Source organism: Gordonia amicalis, assembly GCF_022059885.1.
Classification (GTDB): Bacteria; Actinomycetota; Actinomycetes; order Mycobacteriales; family Mycobacteriaceae; genus Gordonia; species Gordonia amicalis.
The window spans coordinates 192110-207056 of record NZ_CP091855.1; the positions used below are offsets into that span (position 1 = coordinate 192110).

The window sequence follows — 14947 nt, forward strand, 5'->3', positions numbered from 1 at the left end:
CGCCGTCAGCGACGCATATCGGCAGCGATGGCGTCGACCAGTCCGACGAACTGGTGTCCGCCGGTCTCGTGACGATGGAGCTGGGCGTCGGGAAGCAGCGCGGCGTTGAGATCCAGGTGGCCGATCGGGACTTCTTCGTCGTCGACGCAGTGGTGCAGGGACAGTGCGACATGGCGCGGTGGTGGTCCGGTGAAGTCGTACTCCTCCATGGCCCACCCGTCCGGCCCCCAGTTCGGCATCGCCAGGAGGACAGCGCGTCTCGGTCCGGCATACGCCGGCTCCGCCAGCAGGTGCAGCAGCACCGACGCCCCGAACGAGTGGGCCACGAGCAGGTCGTCGGCATCCATCGTCGACAGCCGTGCGCGCAGTGGGTCGGCCCACGCCTGCAGGGACATGTCGCCGGCGGAGAACTCGGGCATGTCGACGGGCACATCGAGCGCTGTGCCCAGGCCGGCGGCGATCGGCCGGTCGTCGGTGAACCCACCAGCACCGTGGATGAACAACAAATGTGTCTGACTCATCGATCCTCCTCGAACTCGTGCGTCACCGGGTTCGACTCGCGCAGACGCGCGATCTCATCGCAGGGTTGCGCTCCTCTTGACTCAGCCTGGATGCACCGATGTGGTGTGCCGGTGGTGGTGGAGGGTGTTGTGGGCGTGCGGTTTTGGGGGTGGTGGTATGTGGGCGTGGGTGGTCTGCCGATCTCGGAATGTCGGCTTGTTTCACTGGGTGTCCTGGTTGGGCCCGGGGGTGGGCGGGGTTGGTAGGGGTTTACGCGGGTTTTCGATGGTGGGTGTGGTCGAAGAGGTTCTGCCAGTACGGTTGCCAGGGCCAGTCGCGGGGTAGGTGCAAGGTCACGCGGCGTGCTGAGCGGGAGATGCGGGCGGCGATGCTGATCAGGGTGCGGCGCACGGTGGCGGTGGTGGCGGTGGTCATCCCGGCCACACATCCCGCGGCGCGGGAGAGGTTGAACGCGATGACTGCGCAGGTCAGCCAGGCGTTGTTCGCGGCGAACTGTGCCGAGGGCAGGTGGGCCAGGGGCCCGTTTTTGAGGTCGGCGTGGACGTTTTCGATGATGGCGTGTCCGCGGTGGATGGCGTCGGCGGTGACCGGATCGGGGTCGGGTTGGCTGGTGAAAAACGCGTGGTAGCGCCAGATCGGGAACAACTCGCCGGTCTGGGTGCTTTGTTCGTCGGGTACTCGCCGCACGATCAGGTGACCAGGCACTGGCTTCTTGCCGCTCATGTTGCCGGTGAATGCGGTGAACGGGGTGGCCGCGACCTGGGCGCGGTGGACCACGGTGTGGGTGTCGGGGTCATAGACCGGGCGGGTGTAGGTGATCGGTGTCCAGGCGGTGGCGTCGATGTTGGCGATGGCGCGCAGGACGTCGGGTTGGCGCCGCAGGGTGATCGAGACGTGCGCACCGTGGGCCAGGCAGGCGCGGACCATGTCGTAGGAGTAGAACGCGGAATCGGCACGCACCAGCACTGGTGGTGCAGTGGTGGTGGGCCTCAGACGGGTGAGCGTCTTCAGTGCTGAGGTGATCATTGACGCTGCGCCGTGCGAGGAACCGCGAGCACCGCGGCGTAGGCGCTGCCCACAGATCACCGGGGCCCGTCCTGGGGCGGTGAGCGTGGTCAGCAACACGTTGAGTCCGCGGGTGCCGGTGTAACCGACCTGCGCGCCCTGTTTGCCATAGCCGTGGACCTCGATGACAGTGTCATCGATGTCGAGCATCACCGAGGCGCTGGGATTACTGAGATCACCGAGCAGGCTGGTCTGTCGTGTCAGTTCGCCGAGAAACCGGGTGGCGACTGCGTCGAGTTGGCGGGTGTGGCCGTAGGTGAACATCCGCAGAAACGATCCCAGCGTGGACGGTGCGTAGGTGCGGTCGAACAGGGTACCCATCGCTCCGTGACGCAGCACACCCATGTCGGCGATGCTGTCCGCACCCATGACCATGCCGGTGACCAGCGCCGATACCTTCGCTCCTGGGTGGGCGCCTTTGTCGGTGGGGATCGTGAGCCACTCGTCGGCCAGGTCGGCCAAGCTGCACGAGGTGGCCAAGCCCATCACCGGCACGACCCCCGCTGCGGCGATCAGGTTCGGGTCGTCGAACGAGGCTGCTGCTACCGGGTTGGTATGAGAGAATCGCATCTGCGAGATGCCTTTCTTCGTGCCTGAATGTGTTCCTTAGACAAGTCCCATTCTTGCACTGCAGCAAGGCATCTCGCTTCTCAACACCCCATCAAACACCAGAAACCTCACCCCAAATCGGTGCATCCAGGCTCAGGGAGCAGGGGCGGACGTGGCGCCCGACCCCGCCAGCAGCAACCCGACCATCGCCTTGGCATCCGCTTCGGTGTAGCCGGGTCCGACGATGCAGAGGTTGCCGATCGCACGCAGGAACGTCACGGGGCTGACGTCCTTGCTGACCTCACCCGACTCTTGAGCCCGCTCGACCAGCGACGCGAACGCCGGAACGAGACTGTCGAAGATCAACGCGTGCAGGTTGTTCAGGCTCGGATCGTCCGAACTCAGAGCATCACTCAACCCGTGTTTGGTGACCAGGAAGTCGGTGAACGCCGAGGTCCAGCGACACAACGCATCCGTCGGAGGCACGTCGTCGGCGATCAATTTCTCGGCCAGTGCGACGCACTCCTCGACCTGATGGCGGTACACCGCGGTCACCAGGTCGGCGCGCGTCGGGAAGTGCCGATACACAGTGCCGACACCCACACCGGCACGCTTGGCGATGTCGCGGACCGGCGCTTGCACCCCGGTTTCGACGAAGGCCGCCGCAGCCGCATCCAGCAGCGCCTCACGGCTTCGTTCTGCACGTAGTTGACGTGCGGTTTTCGACTCCGACACAGTTCACCCCTTGCTCGCGGAACACTGTTCCGATAGGTTGGCGGAACAGTGTTCCGTCAAGATTATCGCAACCCTTCCGCGAGAGAAGCCATCATGTCCACTCCCCTGCTCGAACGTCGAATCGTCGCCGTCAAGCCGCTCATCGTGCCCACCACCGATCGCCCGGTCCCTCTTGCCGTGAAGGTCACCGCACCGGTCGACGGGGACAACCTTCCACTCATTGTGTTCTCGCACGGCAACGCGTGGTCCATGGACGGTTACGAACCGCTCGTGGACCGTTGGGCTGCTGCGGGATTCGTGGTCGTGAACCCCACCCACCTCGACTCCCGGCGCCACGGAATCGGATTCGACGACCCGCGGTTCGTCGACATCTGGCGCATCCGGATCAGCGACGTTCACGCCGTCATCGATCATCTCGACGACATCCTCTCGACCGCCGGTCATGACCTCGGCACCCGGGCCGACACATCGAAGCTTGCAGCCGTCGGACATTCCTGGGGCGGGCAGACGGTCGGCACACTTCTCGGAGCACGCGTCATCGACGTCGATGGTGTTGTCGGCAAAGACTTCTCACATCCGTCAGTACGCGCGGGAGCTCTCATCGCGACCGCGGGAACCGGCGACAGCCTCACCGACTTCGCGCGCGAACACCTGCCGTTCATGCGACCGGACTTCAGCCGGATGTCCACGCCGGCTCTGGTCATCGCGGGCGGAAAAGATGACTCGGCGTTGTCGACCCGCGGCCCAGAGTGGCTCACCGACGCCTACCACCTCAGCCCGGGGCCCAAGCGGCTGCTCTACATCGACGACGGCGAGCACACCCTGGGAGGGATTGCCGGAGAAGCGGTTCACGAGACCACCGACGAGGACCCGCGGCGGGTCGAACTGGTCGCAGACGCCGTATCCGCCTACCTGCTGGACGTATTCGGCCTCAGCACAGGCGAATGGGAGAAGATCGCCGTCGGCGCTGCGGAGGGTGCGTACAGCATCGACGGCAAGTAGCCCTTCGAGGCTCGTCGCTATCGCTCCTCGCACCTCAGGGAACAGGAGGCCGCACCAACCCTCCTCGCACCTCAGGGAACGGGAGGCCGCACCAACCCTCCTCGCACCTCAGCCTGGATGCACCGATTTGGGGTGAGGTTTCTGGTGTTTGATGGGGTGTTGAGAAGCGAGATGCCTTGCTGCAGTGCAAGAATGGGACTTGTCTAAGGAACACATTCAGGCACGAAGAAAGGCATCTCGCAGATGCGATTCTCTCATACCAACCCGGTAGCAGCAGCCTCGTTCGACGACCCGAACCTGATCGCCGCAGCGGGGGTCGTGCCGGTGATGGGCTTGGCCACCTCGTGCAGCTTGGCCGACCTGGCCGACGAGTGGCTCACGATCCCCACCGACAAAGGCGCCCACCCAGGAGCGAAGGTATCGGCGCTGGTCACCGGCATGGTCATGGGTGCGGACAGCATCGCCGACATGGGTGTGCTGCGTCACGGAGCGATGGGTACCCTGTTCGACCGCACCTACGCACCGTCCACGCTGGGATCGTTTCTGCGGATGTTCACCTACGGCCACACCCGCCAACTCGACGCAGTCGCCACCCGGTTTCTCGGCGAACTGACACGACAGACCAGCCTGCTCGGTGATCTCAGTAATCCCAGCGCCTCGGTGATGCTCGACATCGATGACACTGTCATCGAGGTCCACGGCTATGGCAAACAGGGCGCGCAGGTCGGTTACACCGGCACCCGCGGACTCAACGTGTTGCTGACCACGCTCACCGCCCCAGGACGGGCCCCGGTGATCTGTGGGCAGCGCCTACGCCGCGGTGCTCGCGGTTCCTCGCACGGCGCAGCGTCAATGATCACCTCAGCACTGAAGACGCTCACCCGTCTGAGGCCCACCACCACTGCACCACCAGTGCTGGTGCGTGCCGATTCCGCGTTCTACTCCTACGACATGGTCCGCGCCTGCCTGGCCCACGGTGCGCACGTCTCGATCACCCTGCGGCGCCAACCCGACGTCCTGCGCGCCATCGCCAACATCGACGCCACCGCCTGGACACCGATCACCTACACCCGCCCGGTCTATGACCCCGACACCCACACCGTGGTCCACCGCGCCCAGGTCGCGGCCACCCCGTTCACCGCATTCACCGGCAACATGAGCGGCAAGAAGCCAGTGCCTGGTCACCTGATCGTGCGGCGAGTACCCGACGAACAAAGCACCCAGACCGGCGAGTTGTTCCCGATCTGGCGCTACCACGCGTTTTTCACCAGCCAACCCGACCCCGATCCGGTCACCGCCGACGCCATCCACCGCGGACACGCCATCATCGAAAACGTCCACGCCGACCTCAAAAACGGGCCCCTGGCCCACCTGCCCTCGGCACAGTTCGCCGCGAACAACGCCTGGCTGACCTGCGCAGTCATCGCGTTCAACCTCTCCCGCGCCGCGGGATGTGTGGCCGGGATGACCACCGCCACCACCGCCACCGTGCGCCGCACCCTGATCAGCATCGCCGCCCGCATCTCCCGCTCAGCACGCCGCGTGACCTTGCACCTACCCCGCGACTGGCCCTGGCAACCGTACTGGCAGAACCTCTTCGACCACACCCACCATCGAAAACCCGCGTAAACCCCTACCAACCCCGCCCACCCCCGGGCCCAACCAGGACACCCAGTGAAACAAGCCGACATTCCGAGATCGGCAGACCACCCACGCCCACATACCACCACCCCCAAAACCGCACGCCCACAACACCCTCCACCACCACCGGCACACCACATCGGTGCATCCAGGCTCAGGGAGCAGGCGACTCCAGCTTCTCCGCCAGCCAATCCACGGTCTGCATGCCGAACAGATCCGTGCCCCAGCCGTAGAGGTTGGTGAGGAACCGTACCATGCTGCAGTCGGTGGGCTGGTAGTCGACCTGGGTGCCGCCGCGGCGGTAGTCGGCGGCGAGCTTCCGCGAATCCGCGGCCGGGACCAGCGACATCGGCGAGTCGTCGGCCACGCAGGAGGCGATGAGCACCGGTGCGTCGGGCGACTTGCGGCCCAGCTTGTTGTCGTCGTACACCGCCTGGAAGTCGGCGATGTCGGCGGGATTCTCCCCGGACTTGAACAGCGCGTTCATCGGCACGAACGGCATCGTGAAATACGCCGGGGTCTGGCACTGGGTGCGGAACACGTCGGCGATGGCCTTGCCCGTCGGGGTGAGCTTCTCGTCGAGCTTCATCTCCGGGTAGCGCGGCTCTAGACCGAGCAGCGTCGCGAGGACGAAGGCCGAACCGACCGAGCCATCGGCGGTGGCGATGAAGTTCTTCTGGTCGACGACCATGCCCTCGAGGACGACGCCCTTGATCTCCAGTTCGGGCGCATACCTTTTCGCGTTCTCCGCGGCGAAGGCCGCGCCGACGCCGCCGCCGGCGATGCCGAACACGCCGAGGGGCGACGCGACCGACAGGCCGTTGTCCTTGTGGCGCAGTGCAGCTCGCAGCCCGTCGAGCAGCGCCTTGCCGGCGAACTTCCCGGCGAAGACGCCGTGCGGCTTGGGATCACCGTCGTTGCCGACATCGCTCATCATGACCGCGTAACCCTTGCCGAAGAACTGCGCCAGCGGACCCAGAGCAGACCACGACGCGCCGTCCATGGGATCGCCGCCGGTCCACATCGTGGAGGGATGGCAGTAGGCGCCGACGCTGTCGTTGGCCAGCTGATATCCGATCAGCGGTCGAGTGGCATCGGAGCGCCCGTCGCGCGGGATCATCAGGAGCCCGGTCGAGATCTCGGGCTCGTCGTGCAGTCCCCGGGTCACGTACATCAGCTTGTAGGCGTCGAGCTTGCCGGGACGCACACCCATGAACTGGACGGCGACCCTCTTGGCTTTCAGTACGTCACCGGGCTTTTCGCGACCGGTCAGACGCGGCTCGGCATAGAAGGGGTCACCGGCGACGAGCGGGTCTATGACCTCCTGCGGGCTGGCGAGCCGCCCGTCGCGCAGGGCGCCGACGACGAAGCCGTTCAGCACCTCGTCGAGGCCGGGCGTCCGGTTCGGTGCGGCGGTGGCCGGTGCAACCAGCCCGATACCCGACAGGACCATGACCAGCACGGCCGCGAGCGTGACGCTTCGGGACATGCGCGAGAAGGAGGAGATCACTGGTAGGTCACCTTGATCGAGGTCAGAACCGACTGCATCAGCGGCAGCAGGTTGCGGGTGGGACGGTGCGTTTCCATCTGCTCGAAGTACGGAGCCCTCATGGCCGCGCTCAGTTCCGGCCAGCTGTACTCGACCTGTGCGCGGTACTTCGGCAGCAGCTGATCGGTGATGTAGAGCCACCGGTCCTCGTACACCGACCAGTTCCATTCCGGCAGCGGCAGACTCACGACTGCGCGACGACCGTCGGGCGCGCGGCCCTCGACCTCCATCGGACGGAACGACCGCGGGGGCACCACGCCGGCGACCGACGGCGCGGCAGCAACAGTGCTGCCGTAGGTCATGGCCTCGCCGACCTCGCCCTTGTAGTTGCGGGTCGCATCCCACTGCTTCTTGATGACCTCCCCCTGCTCGCGCTGCAGCAACCGGGCGTTACCGGCGGCGACCGCGGCGGGATCCTTGGAAGCGATACCCTCCCAGGCGCGCATGATCTCGTCGTCGAAGATGCCCGCCTCGTGCATCTCCCGGAGTGCCGGCAGACCGCCGACGACGTAGGCCCGGTGCATCGGCATCAGGTCGGAGAAGATGTTCTTCTGCATCACCAGGATCTGCCCCTGGACCTGCCGGAGGTCGTCGGCGGTGATCTTCGCGCCCACGCGAGCCAGGGCGCGGAGACCACCGGGCAGGCTGTTGACCGCCTGCGGTCCCGCGAGTTCGTTGGCGCGCGCCACGATCGCGTGCGCGACCGGCTGCAGTCGGCTGAACTCGAAGATCTCGGTGGCGTCCTTGTAATCGAGGAGGCCGCCACCGAAGTCGCCGCCGACCAGACCACCCATTCCGGCCCACTGCAGTTCACGGTGTGCGAGTTGCAGGTCCTCGTAATAGCGGTAGGACTTCAGCAGGTTCTGGTGATTGGCGCCGACGCCATCGCGCGGGTTCCACGATGCGAGGTCGATACCGGCGCGTGTCGTGGTCTCGACGAGCCAGTACTGGAACAGCAACGCCTCATACGACGACGGGGCGAGCCCGCGATCGCGGGCCTGCTCGACCAATCGATGGAGAGTGCCGGGATCGGTCGGCAATGCCGGGTGCACGCCGCCCTGCCCCTGCGACGCATCACGATTCACCAGCGGCAGGTTCAGATACCGCCCGAGGGATTCGGCGGAGGCCGAACCCCCACCGACGAGCGAACCGAGCGCGACGACCACTGCCACCGCCGCGCAGACCGACCCCCGCAAGACCTTGTTCACGACGCCCCCCCGTTTCAAGGCACCGACCATCACGGCCGAATCACATTCGAATAACCGAAGTGAATCTAATCCTTGATGTAGTCAGACAGCAATTCGGCATCGATAAATCCGTACGAATCCGCCGAAACACGCCCTGTCGGGCGAACAGGGCAGCGCAACACCGTATTCGACGATGCCCGAACTGCCCGGATCATTCTCCGCTCAGGATCAGCGCATTCTGGTGGGCCGCGTCTCGAACAGCGCCTTGAGGCGGGCCAGATCCTCTTCGACCATGAGGGTGTCCCGGTCGAACTCCTCGTCGGACATGGACAACTGCCGCACGGTGAACACCACCTCCGCGCCCTCGGGATGAGGTAGCACGCGCAGCGGATTGTGCACGGTGGCCCCGTTCGGGAGGATCACGTCGTGGTCGACGACCCCGAGGGTGTTCCGCGGAACGAAGCGGACCGTCACGGTGCCCATCGGCGACTCGGCCACGAGGTCGTCACCGCGTCGGACGACCTCCGAGGTCGCCAACCCCGCGGCCCATTCGGGGAGATTGTCGGGTTCGGAAACGAATTCGTACACATCGTCGGCTGACGCGCCGATCACCGTGCTGACATGACGACTCCTCATGAGCAGACTCTAAATCGGGTTTCGCGCATCTGTGGTGGGGGAACGTCGAATCGTCGACCGTGGAAAGTTCCAGTCTCAGTCATCCGACAAGGGAGTCACGACGAATGACCGACGAGCCAACCAACCGACCGTCCGACCCCGACGATCAGCACGACCCGGACGCCGATCCCGACATGCTGACATCCACCACGACGCAACCCGATCAAGCCGAGGGCGAAGACGACGACCCTGCGGAGACCAGCAAAGACGCGACGAAGGACGACGAAGGGTCACACTGATGACACACGATGAACCGAACCGGGACGACTCGGACCGGCACTTGCACACCCGAACGGCCAGGCGTAAGACCGGCATGATCACGCGAATGGGCATCGTCGCCGCATCCCTGATCGCGGCTGCCACAGGGTCGGTGATCGCGGGGAGTGCCGCGGCCGAGGCTCGGCCGGCGTGCTCCGACGTCGAGGTCGTCTTCGCTCGCGGCACCGTCGAACCCGCCCCGCCACTGGGGGTGACCGGACTGTCCTTTGTCGAGGCCGTCCGGAGTCAGCTCCCCGGCAAGTCGGTCGCCGCCTACGGCGTCCGATATCCGGCGAGCGACCAGTTCCGCAACCGTTTGAAGTTCGCCCGGACCGTCGCCGACGGTGTGCGTACGACGCAGAACCGGGTGAAGTACCTGGCGGCCAACTGCCCGGGCTCCAAGGTCGTTCTGGGCGGCTACTCCCAGGGCGCCGTCGTCGCCGGATATGCGGTGCACGCCGGTCTCGACCTCCCCGCTCGGTACGCCGCCTACGACCGTTTTGTGCCGCCACCGCTGCCTGCGTCGCTCTCGCGCAATGTCGCGGCGATCGTCTTCTTCGGAGCTCCGTCGGACCGCTTCATCGACGACATCGGCGCACCGCCGGTCCGGGTCTCCACCCCCTACCGCGGCAAGACCGTCCGCTACTGCGTCGCCGGTGACACCATCTGCGACGGCGCCCCCGTCGGCGGTCCCAACGCTCTGCACACCCTCTACTCGGTCAACGGCATGACACTCGACGCCGCACGCTTCGTGGCCCGGCGCGTCTGACCGCTGTTCAGGGGCTGGGGCTCTCCCCCGCCGCAACACCCATCGTCCGGGAGACGAGCTGCGAGATACGCACATCCCGATCGTGATTCAGGTGTTCGAGCATGAGCAAGCGGGCCTTCTCGGCTGATCCGTCGATGATCGCCGACATGATCTGCTCGTGCTCGCTCACCGAACTCTCGAAGCTTTCGCGACCGGTCGGGGCGAACCACGGTGCGCTGACCTTGATCTGGTCTCGCAGGTCCCGTTCCATGCCGTATATCGTCTCGTTGTGCGCCGCCCGCATCACGCAGTCATGGAAGACGTTGAGTGCGTGTCGAATCTCGACCGGATCGGTGTGACTCGCGCTCTGCGCCAGCGCCTCTCTGAGCCGGGCGATGTCGACCGGTGTGTGGCGTTCGGCGGCCGCCGCTGCGGCACTGGACTCGAGAATCGCTCGCACCTCGAAGATCTCGAGCATCTCCTCGTCGCTGCGGATTCGCAGGACGAATCCCCGCGACGCCGCGATCAGGAGCCCCTTGCGTTCGAGGAGCCCCAACGCCTCTCGAACAGGGGTCCGCGACACCCCGAACTCCTCGCTCAGCGCCTGAGGGATGAGGGTCGCGTCGGCGGGATAGTAGCCGTGCGTCAAACGCTCGTGCAGCGCTTCGTAGACCGCGTCGCGGGCGCTCTTCATCGGCGGTCACCTTCCGTCGGGTGGGGCGGACTCTGCGAGCCCCTCGATCCTCGCAGACAACCCGACAAGCGTGTCGACACGAACCGGCCTCAGGTCGTCGACGACGAGTGCGGTGTCGTCGGCGAAGCGGTGTGAGTCCGTCTGCACGCCGACCAACGGGATGCCGAGGTGCCGGGCCGTGAGTTCGTCCCACTTGCCGTCCCCGAGGATCACCATCCGCCAGTCGTCGATCTTGTGACGACGCGATGCCTGACCGATGGCGTCGCGCACGATCTCGGCGCGGTTGTCGTGCTCGGTACCGGTGGCGAGCTGTGCGTCGTCCGGTTCGACGCCGAGCACGCGCAGTTTGGTGCGGGCCAGGGCACGAAACGACCCGGTGGCGAAGGCACCGTACACATCACGCCGTGTCGCCAATTCTGCCAGCAGCTTTCGTGAACCGGCGATCTCGTCGACCGCTCCCGTGGACACGTGAGCGTCGAACTCCTTGGCGTAGAGTCGCTCCAGTTCCGCGATGAACTCCGGGTCGGCGGGAATGCCGTGCTTGTCCTCGTACACCTCGTTGGTCACCGCCGAATCGGTGTATGCACGGTAGGCCTCCCACGGCTTCGCGAGCACATCGAGGCCATGCCGGGCGAGCACGTCGATCGCCACCCGGTCATGCGCTGCGGCCGAGTCGAGCAACGTGCCGTCGATGTCGAAGATGACCAGCGTCGGCGTCTCCGAAAGGGCTCCGTGGGTCATCGCGGCCGCATTCCCGTCACGAGCGGGAGATCGGGATGACTCCGCCATTCGCTCAGCGAACCGTCAAAGACCCGGGGTTGCGGGTAACCGGCCTCGACGAAGGCCAATGCCGCACCCGCGGCGTTGATCCCGCCGCCGCAGTAGACGATCACTTCGGCATCTTGATCTATCTCACGCTCCTGCAGCGCCTTCCGGGTTCGCTCGGTCGAGAAGGTGCCGTCGTCGTTCAGCAGGTCGGGGTAGGGCACGCTCAGACTGCCCGGGATGTGACCGGGCCTGTCGCCGCCGGATTCACCGGTGTAGTCCGGAGACCGGAGTGCACATACGAGCGTGGTAGACGATCCTTCGTCATCGGACACCGCACGTACCTCGGCGAGGTCGGCGAACACCGGGGTGCCGAGGTCCCGGATCTCCACGCCGGTGGCAGCGCCGACGATCTCGGAGTCGCCGGTGGCGACCGGGTAGCCGCGGTCTGTCCAGCGGGCGAATCCGCCATCGAGCACGCGAGCACCGTCGTACCCGAAGGACCGCAGCACCAGCCACACGCGCGCGGCGTAGGCGCCGGTGAGCTGGTCGTACACGACGATGTCGTCCTCCGGGTTGAGGCCGAGTTCCGCTGCTGCCACGGATATCTGGTCGATGGTCGGCCGCGTGAAAGCAATCGTCGACGACGGATCGGAGAAGGCCGCGAACAGGTCGGCGAACCGGGCTCCCGCGATGTGGGCGGCGCGGAAGACCTCGTGACCGGGACCGAACACCGTCAACCCGGCATCGTCGACCGACCGCGCGATGCTCGCGTCGAGCACGACGACGGAATCGGCGTTGCGGTGCAGCCATTCCGCCGAGACGAGTGCGGAGTCGGCGCGGGTCACGCGCCGGCCTCGGCGACGCCCTTCACCCGGTTGCGCCATTCGCCACGTTCCGGACGGTTGAGACCGAGGTTCTCGCGCAACGTGTCGCCCTCGTACTCGGTGCGGAACAGGCCGCGACGCTGTAGTTCCGGCACCACGTGATTGGCGACGTCCTCGAAAGCCGCGGGCACATGGGTCGCCTGGATCATGAATCCGTCGGCGGCCCCGGCGTCGAGCCACTGCTCCATCGTGTCGGCGATGTCATCGGCCGAACCGATCATGTTGCCCTCGGTGCGCGCACCGTACCAGCGTCCGATCTCGCGGATGGACAACTTCTCGCGCTCGGCGAACTCCACGACCTCGCGGTAATGGCCTTCCACGCCAACCACTTCGAGCGACGGGAGCGGACCGTCGAGGTCGTACTTCGTGAGATCGACGTTGACGTGGTACGCCAAGCGGGACAGGCCGGCCTCGTGGTCGACGAGTTCGAAAAAAGCCTCGTGCTTGGCCATCGCGTCGCGGACGTCGGTGCCGACGACAGTGGTGGCGGCGGGCAGGATCTTGAGCTGCTCGGGATCCCGGCCGTGGGCGGCCGCGCGCCGCTTCATGTCCTGGTAAAAGTCAACGGCACTCTCGAGCGACTCGTGGCTGCAGAACACGACGTCGGCCCAGCGGGAGGCGAAGTCGCGTCCCGTCGGCGACGCGCCGGCCTGCACGATGACCGGGTATCCCTGCGGCGGCCGGGGCACGCCGAGCGGCCCCTGTACCTGGAAGAAACGGCCCTTGTGGTCGATCGCCTCGACCTCCTCGGGACGAGCGAAGCGGCCGGACTCCTTGTCGTGGATCAGCGCGTCGTCGGACCAGGAATCCCACAGGCGGGTGGTCACCTCGAGGAACTCCTCGGCCCGCGCATACCGCTCCTCGCGATCGGGCAGCTTGTCCTGGTTGAAGTTCTGCGCCTCCGCATCCTGAAAGCTGGTGACGACGTTCCACCCGGCGCGTCCGCCACTGAGGTGATCGAGCGTACCCATGGACCGCGCGAGGTTGTACGGCTCCTGGTAGCCGGTCGACATCGTCGCGGCGACACCGAGCCTGGTGGTCACCGAGCTCATCAGGGCGATAACCGTCATCGGGTCCAGACGCGGTGTGCCGGTACCGAATTTGACCGCCGGCTCGAAGGAGTCGCCGAGACTGCGCGGTACGGCGAGCGCGTCGGGCACGAACGCCACGTCGAACTTGGCGTCTTCGAGGACCCGGGCGATGTGCAGATAGTGCTCCGCGGTGAGGAAGCCGTCCCCGGCGTCGGGATGCCGCCAACCGACCGTCCCCTGCGGGCCGGCATTCATGAATGCGGCCAGGTGGATCTGCTTACGGGACATGTCATTCGCTCCTTTGCGACTGATCTGCGGTTGACGATGGGCGGGGCGCGTCTGCCTCGTCAGAGAGTGGAGAGTTCGTCGAGGAAGGCCACGGCGAACCATCCGGTGCCGGTGGTGCGAGTACCTGCCCGCTCCCCCGCCGCGGCGAATGCGGCGTGCGCGGTGCGTGCTGCGGTGAACGGATCGACGACAGCACAGTACGCCGCGCTGAGTGCACCGAGGCTGCAACCGGTGCCGGTGACCTGAGGCATCTTCGCGTCACCGCCCATGACCGAGGTCGCCCGGCCCGACGGTTCACAGATGTAGTCGACCTCGCCGGACACCGCCACCACCGCGTCGAGGCGGACGGCCAGGTCCTTGACGGTGTCGATGACCTCCGAGGAGTCGAGCGTCGAGTCGACGCCGCTGCCGCCGGCGCCGCCGGCCAGTGCCGAGATCTCGCTGGCGTTGCCGCGGATGATCGACGGCTTGTACTTCAACAGCGACGTCAAGATCTCGTCGTATTCGCCTGCCCCTGCGCCGATGGCCACGGGATCGAACACCCACGGGGTGCCCGCCGTATGCGCGGTCGCGGCGGCCTCCTCCAAGGCCTCTGGAGTCACCGACGACATCAGGGCTGCACCGTTGATCCAGACCGCGCCCGCCCCGGCGGGGAACGCAGCGGTGAAGCCGGGAGCCGCCCCGATCGCGGGACCCGCACCCAGCGCGAGCAGCACGTTCGCGCTCAGGTTGGCCGCAACGTAGTTGGTCAGGCCATAGATGAACGGGGCCTTCTCCCGGAGGCTCGCGATGGCAGTCTTCACATCGGGCGACTCGATCGTCGTCGTTTCCATCGGTACTGCTCCTCGCACTTCGCACTCCGGGACTAGAACTGCATTTAGTTGTATACAGTTGGATGCGAGCCGAGCCAGCCAGTTCGTAGTTAAACTCAGCCCGGTTTCAACACATGCCACGTGCCTCACGGCGACTCCCGGCACAGTGGGCGACGGTATACGGCACGCGTGACCTCACCCCCGACGACCGGCGTGCTGCTGTCTGTGTTCGCCGTTCTGCTCCTGGCCTTCGGCGCCGACTTCCACTTCTCCCGGCGGATCGCGAAACGCCACAAGCTCTCGGCGCGGATCTTCATGACGGTCAACGTGTCGGCGAGCTCGCCACGGCTGTCGCCCTGGTCCTGACATGGGTCGCTCTGTGGAGTCCGGCGGCGTGGGAACGGATCGACAACCTCCTGGTCTTCGGACCTGGCACGGTGGCGATGCTGTGTGTCGTGATCCTCACGGTCGAGACGGTCCTCTCCCGCACGTCGGATGCATGGCGGGGCCATGGGTTTCGACAGGCTCAACCGGCAGAA

16 protein-coding genes are annotated in these 14947 nt (G+C 66.1%); 5 read left to right on the forward strand and 11 right to left on the reverse strand.

The features are described 5' to 3' along the window. Positions 1-5: 5 nt before the first annotated feature. The 3 genes from IHQ52_RS00905 to IHQ52_RS00915 form a co-directional block, all read right to left on the reverse strand. Entirely contained in the window at positions 6-521 is a 516-nt protein-coding gene (locus IHQ52_RS00905; protein WP_024499610.1) for an alpha/beta hydrolase, read from the reverse strand. A gap of 250 nt (positions 522-771) precedes the next feature. Next, positions 772-2157 carry an IS1380 family transposase gene (locus IHQ52_RS00910; protein WP_024498686.1) on the reverse strand — a complete coding sequence of 462 codons (1386 nt, stop codon included), beginning with the start codon at positions 2155-2157 and terminating at the stop codon, positions 772-774. 132 nt (positions 2158-2289) lie between these two features. Next, positions 2290-2871: a TetR/AcrR family transcriptional regulator gene (locus IHQ52_RS00915; RefSeq protein WP_035760112.1), complete on the reverse strand. Its 582-nt coding sequence runs from the start codon at positions 2869-2871 to the stop codon at positions 2290-2292. Between the two features lie 93 nt (positions 2872-2964). On the opposite strand from IHQ52_RS00915, the gene IHQ52_RS00920 reads away from it, so the two are divergent. Further along, positions 2965-3873 (forward strand): alpha/beta hydrolase family protein, encoded by a 909-nt coding sequence (locus IHQ52_RS00920; RefSeq protein WP_024497354.1) that lies wholly within the window; start codon positions 2965-2967, stop codon positions 3871-3873. Positions 3874-4116: 243 nt separating this feature from the next. Next, positions 4117-5502 (forward strand): IS1380 family transposase, encoded by a 1386-nt coding sequence (locus IHQ52_RS00925; RefSeq protein WP_024498686.1) that lies wholly within the window; start codon positions 4117-4119, stop codon positions 5500-5502. Between the two features lie 166 nt (positions 5503-5668). Here the strand turns inward: IHQ52_RS00925 and IHQ52_RS00930 are convergent, their stop codons facing one another. The 3 genes from IHQ52_RS00930 to IHQ52_RS00940 all read right to left on the reverse strand — a co-directional run bounded on the left by IHQ52_RS00930 (position 5669) and on the right by IHQ52_RS00940 (position 8886). Further along, complete coding sequence (locus tag IHQ52_RS00930; RefSeq protein WP_035760132.1) at positions 5669-7003, reverse strand: lipase family protein; 1335 nt, start codon at positions 7001-7003, stop codon at positions 5669-5671. 17 nt (positions 7004-7020) lie between these two features. Next, positions 7021-8301: a hypothetical protein gene (locus IHQ52_RS00935; RefSeq protein ID WP_096274707.1), complete on the reverse strand. Its 1281-nt coding sequence runs from the start codon at positions 8299-8301 to the stop codon at positions 7021-7023. A 177-nt stretch (positions 8302-8478) separates the two neighbouring features. Then, complete coding sequence (locus IHQ52_RS00940; protein WP_096274708.1) at positions 8479-8886, reverse strand: SRPBCC family protein; 408 nt, start codon at positions 8884-8886, stop codon at positions 8479-8481. Positions 8887-8990: 104 nt separating this feature from the next. Here IHQ52_RS00940 and IHQ52_RS00945 point away from each other — a divergent pair, with 104 nt between their 5' ends. Both IHQ52_RS00945 and IHQ52_RS00950 read left to right on the forward strand, forming a co-directional pair. Further along, positions 8991-9164 carry a hypothetical protein gene (locus IHQ52_RS00945; RefSeq protein ID WP_191834540.1) on the forward strand — a complete coding sequence of 58 codons (174 nt, stop codon included), beginning with the start codon at positions 8991-8993 and terminating at the stop codon, positions 9162-9164. 74 nt (positions 9165-9238) lie between these two features. After that, positions 9239-9952 carry a cutinase family protein gene (locus IHQ52_RS00950; protein ID WP_238064022.1) on the forward strand — a complete coding sequence of 238 codons (714 nt, stop codon included), beginning with the start codon at positions 9239-9241 and terminating at the stop codon, positions 9950-9952. Between the two features lie 7 nt (positions 9953-9959). On the opposite strand, the gene IHQ52_RS00955 is transcribed toward IHQ52_RS00950, so the two are convergent. Genes IHQ52_RS00955 through thiM form a run of 5 tightly spaced genes read right to left on the reverse strand, consistent with a single transcriptional unit; the run spans position 9960 to position 14429 of the window. Then, the gene (locus tag IHQ52_RS00955) at positions 9960-10625 is read right to left on the reverse strand and encodes a GntR family transcriptional regulator (protein WP_096274709.1); all 666 of its coding nucleotides are present in this window, start codon (positions 10623-10625) and stop codon (positions 9960-9962) included. A gap of 6 nt (positions 10626-10631) precedes the next feature. Further along, complete coding sequence (locus IHQ52_RS00960; protein ID WP_157753408.1) at positions 10632-11366, reverse strand: HAD family hydrolase; 735 nt, start codon at positions 11364-11366, stop codon at positions 10632-10634. Continuing rightward, the gene (locus tag IHQ52_RS00965; RefSeq protein ID WP_096274711.1) at positions 11363-12238 is read right to left on the reverse strand and encodes a sulfurtransferase; all 876 of its coding nucleotides are present in this window, start codon (positions 12236-12238) and stop codon (positions 11363-11365) included. The genes IHQ52_RS00960 and IHQ52_RS00965 overlap by 4 nt, the downstream gene beginning before the upstream one ends. Beyond that, positions 12235-13596, reverse strand: coding sequence for an LLM class flavin-dependent oxidoreductase (locus tag IHQ52_RS00970; protein ID WP_096274712.1), 1362 nt, complete (start codon positions 13594-13596; stop codon positions 12235-12237). Before IHQ52_RS00970 ends, IHQ52_RS00965 begins: the two co-directional genes overlap by 4 nt. A 59-nt stretch (positions 13597-13655) precedes the next feature. Then, the gene (thiM, locus tag IHQ52_RS00975; protein ID WP_096274713.1) at positions 13656-14429 is read right to left on the reverse strand and encodes a hydroxyethylthiazole kinase; all 774 of its coding nucleotides are present in this window, start codon (positions 14427-14429) and stop codon (positions 13656-13658) included. A gap of 168 nt (positions 14430-14597) precedes the next feature. Between thiM and IHQ52_RS00980 the strand changes: the two genes are divergently transcribed. After that, positions 14598-14774: a hypothetical protein gene (locus IHQ52_RS00980; protein WP_232513028.1), complete on the forward strand. Its 177-nt coding sequence runs from the start codon at positions 14598-14600 to the stop codon at positions 14772-14774. The last annotated feature ends 173 nt before the right edge of the window (positions 14775-14947 follow it).

Coding starts and splice junctions, on each gene's coding strand:
- IHQ52_RS00910 (WP_024498686.1), bottom strand. CDS start 2,157: ATGCGATTCTCTCATACCAACCCGGTAGCAGCAGCCTCGTTCGACGAC.
- IHQ52_RS00945 (WP_191834540.1), top strand. CDS start 8,991: ATGACCGACGAGCCAACCAACCGACCGTCCGACCCCGACGATCAGCAC.
- IHQ52_RS00905 (WP_024499610.1), bottom strand. CDS start 521: ATGAGTCAGACACATTTGTTGTTCATCCACGGTGCTGGTGGGTTCACC.
- IHQ52_RS00920 (WP_024497354.1), top strand. CDS start 2,965: ATGTCCACTCCCCTGCTCGAACGTCGAATCGTCGCCGTCAAGCCGCTC.
- IHQ52_RS00930 (WP_035760132.1), bottom strand. CDS start 7,003: ATGTCCCGAAGCGTCACGCTCGCGGCCGTGCTGGTCATGGTCCTGTCG.
- IHQ52_RS00925 (WP_024498686.1), top strand. CDS start 4,117: ATGCGATTCTCTCATACCAACCCGGTAGCAGCAGCCTCGTTCGACGAC.
- IHQ52_RS00935 (WP_096274707.1), bottom strand. CDS start 8,301: ATGGTCGGTGCCTTGAAACGGGGGGGCGTCGTGAACAAGGTCTTGCGG.
- IHQ52_RS00955 (WP_096274709.1), bottom strand. CDS start 10,625: ATGAAGAGCGCCCGCGACGCGGTCTACGAAGCGCTGCACGAGCGTTTG.
- IHQ52_RS00970 (WP_096274712.1), bottom strand. CDS start 13,596: ATGTCCCGTAAGCAGATCCACCTGGCCGCATTCATGAATGCCGGCCCG.
- IHQ52_RS00960 (WP_157753408.1), bottom strand. CDS start 11,366: ATGACCCACGGAGCCCTTTCGGAGACGCCGACGCTGGTCATCTTCGAC.
- IHQ52_RS00940 (WP_096274708.1), bottom strand. CDS start 8,886: ATGAGGAGTCGTCATGTCAGCACGGTGATCGGCGCGTCAGCCGACGAT.
- IHQ52_RS00950 (WP_238064022.1), top strand. CDS start 9,239: ATGATCACGCGAATGGGCATCGTCGCCGCATCCCTGATCGCGGCTGCC.
- thiM (WP_096274713.1), bottom strand. CDS start 14,429: ATGGAAACGACGACGATCGAGTCGCCCGATGTGAAGACTGCCATCGCG.